The following is a 2,677-nucleotide window of genomic DNA, read 5'->3' as shown; positions in this document are numbered from 1 at the left end:
ACACGTGCTCTCCGCACAATACTTTGTACTTTTAATTACCGAAGCCAGTTTCCTACAAGGAGTTCTTGCTACCAGAATTTACACGGGCTTACTTCCTCACCTTTCTTTATTATTGACAGGATTTCGTCTTTATTAACAAACGCATCCAATTTTCATTATACTTGGTGAAAGCAAGTTTTCATGGACATTTCCTAAAGAGAAAAAAAGGTAGGAAGTGATTTCCGTCGGCTGGAAAATGCCTCCTCCAACCACTTCCTACCTTATGCCGACTCTATGCATTTACAAAGTATTATTTTCTAAATTACTTCTCACAAATTTTTTCTTGTTTGTTTATTTATTAGTATTTTCTTAAGGGCTATCTTCATATTACTTCGTATATTATATAGTTATATCCTTTTAGTAACACATACATTTTATGCAAACTTGTTGGCAATTGCTAATTCGCTCTATATCTCCGTTGGTTAAAGGCCTAAATGACCTTTAACGGGTTATCTGCGAATGATAATGAGCGTGCTTAGATAAACCCCGACTGTAAACATTTTCTATGCCCTGACTCTTAATATTCACAAAATACTCTTATTATACTGCTTCTGTTGCTCTCCTCTCTTAATTCACTAACTTCAGAATATTTTACTGTTTCTTTTTAACTTCTTCGTAAACACGCTATACCGTTTTTTCATTTAATGCCCATCTTTCTTACTCTTTAGGGGTATAACCTGATTTTAACGAATAGTTATCCACAATTGTAAAATATCGTAATTTTCTAAAGAGTTAAAAATGTTTAAACATGCGTCGATTAGAAAATAGGACAGTGCCTAATCTATTAGAAATTTAACATCAATATGCTGCAAATGCGTTCTATTCTTAAGATATTTTTTGTAAAAACATTGTAATTATTCTTAAAATACGTAATTATGATAGTATATAGATACAAAGATTCTGGAGGTATTATAATTTTGAAAAGCATTAGTTTGCCCAAAAGAATTTCAATAATAGGTTACATTATATCTACCGTCCTTTTTATGATAATCGCTGCTTCAGGTATCTCTCTTCAAGGTGGAGATGAAATGGGTTACTGCATTCTTAATTTTTATATCATAATGCCGTTTTTTACTGTAATTACTGCTTACTTTATTACATTGAAAAAGGGATATCTATTTTGGCTGTACCCAATATATGTTGGTATACTAGGTGAAATAATTCCATTTTTAATATTTCATACCTTTGATATTACAAGTTTATTTTTTGCTTTTTTTCCTGCGATGCTAGGACTCATAATAGGTATTATTACTAACTTTATAAACAGAACTGTTCATAAATAAAAAATGAAATATTATGGCACTATGTAGGCTATTTTCATTTTCTTAAGGGAATAGATACAAAATAATTCTGTGCTGATAAATTCGGTGTAGTTATTGCTGATAATGATTTGAAATTTCAAGATATTGCTGCAACCTTAGGTTTTATCGCAACCGATCAAAAAGAAAATGGCGCTATTTTTTATTTAAACAAAACGTCTACAGAATATACTCTTCCAGACGGCTTCCATATTACCACAATGAAATAGACATACAATCCCTATCAATATTTGCGTGTATTATGGAAAGGCTTTAATCATGAATTAAACGACGAAGGCGATTTTGAATTTTCAGAAGAAGAAAAGCTATCTATTGATGAGGAGATGCTCCGTCCTAATGTTGACTTGAATTTAAAGATAGCAGCTGTGACTCTTGATGGAAATTTTGCTGCTTACTGTGGAATGTGGTATGATCCCACCAATTCTATTATAGTATTGGTCTGCGACCATATAAAACTTCAACGATATGAATATAAAGACGAAAACAGGAATTTATCTTATTAACCGTGGCAGACTTCTCATATAAGCAGAGAAATCCAGAAATGAAGACTGTCACGGATATATTTTTTTCTTGAATTATACATGAGCATTAAAAACAAATCATATAAAAGACATTTCAAAAATAAATTTTATTTATTTTTAGTCTTTTCAGCATCAGTCTCATCAATAGGTGGATTGGTTTTAGCTATCCAGCTTTCAGACTTATGAAAGTCAGGAAATAACGAATGGCTTCCATCTCCTTCTGCACCTGCAGACCCAATAGTAATATTTGATGATGTTGATATTCCATAAGATCCAGTATTTGGCGGCCCGGACATTAACTTATCCTTCTTTTCTACGTTATCTGTTTTTCTTTCTCTTTTCATAAACCCACCTCCAAATATAGTATGTACATTCAAGTTAAAATTATAAATGTTCTCCATAATAAAAAATGATTACATCCTATGTCGGCTAGTTTCGCTCGTTAAGCAATTTCACCGCATCTTTTAGTCAAATTTCCTAATGGCTCATAACTCGGCTGCGCCTCAAACAATTCGCCATCTTAACGGAAATTTGCCTAAAAGACACGGATAATTGCTAAATTCGCTACAAATGCCTCCGTCGGGTGTAACCATTTTTAATGCCCTATCTCTTAATTTTTACATAATACTTTTATTTTATTAATTCTATTACCTTTCTATCTTAATTCACTAACTCAAACTTCGCACTTGAATAAGTGCCTATGCACCTTGAAAATTCAATAATAACTGGCATAAAAATAGCATGAAACCATCTGGTTTTGGTATAATTGAGTTGTCGAAAAACAATTAATAACCGGAG

Annotated in this window: 3 protein-coding genes; 2 read left to right on the top strand and 1 reads right to left on the bottom strand. The window is 32.2% G+C overall.

Annotated elements, in window-relative coordinates:
* Window positions 1–956 precede the first annotated feature (956 nt).
* Window positions 957–1,322, top strand: a complete 366-nt coding sequence (locus CLORY_RS22630) for a hypothetical protein (protein ID WP_079428831.1) — start codon at window positions 957–959, stop codon at window positions 1,320–1,322.
* 266 nt (window positions 1,323–1,588) lie between these two features.
* The gene (locus CLORY_RS22625) at window positions 1,589–1,861 is read left to right on the top strand and encodes a hypothetical protein (RefSeq protein ID WP_079428829.1); all 273 of its coding nucleotides are present in this window, start codon (window positions 1,589–1,591) and stop codon (window positions 1,859–1,861) included.
* A gap of 125 nt (window positions 1,862–1,986) precedes the next feature.
* Here the strand turns inward: CLORY_RS22625 and CLORY_RS22620 are convergent, their stop codons facing one another.
* Window positions 1,987–2,223: a hypothetical protein gene (locus CLORY_RS22620; protein WP_079428827.1), complete on the bottom strand. Its 237-nt coding sequence runs from the start codon at window positions 2,221–2,223 to the stop codon at window positions 1,987–1,989.
* Window positions 2,224–2,677 lie beyond the last annotated feature (454 nt).

The sequence above is a fragment of the Clostridium oryzae genome, assembly GCF_002029235.1.
Classification (GTDB): domain Bacteria; phylum Bacillota; class Clostridia; order Clostridiales; family Clostridiaceae; genus Clostridium_AE; species Clostridium_AE oryzae.
This window is presented reverse-complemented; position numbering and strand designations above follow the sequence as displayed.

What these genes read in the sequence shown, in the direction of transcription:
- CLORY_RS22620 (WP_079428827.1), bottom strand. Translation starts at nt 2,223, where the DNA reads ATGAAAAGAGAAAGAAAAACAGATAACGTAGAAAAGAAGGATAAGTTA.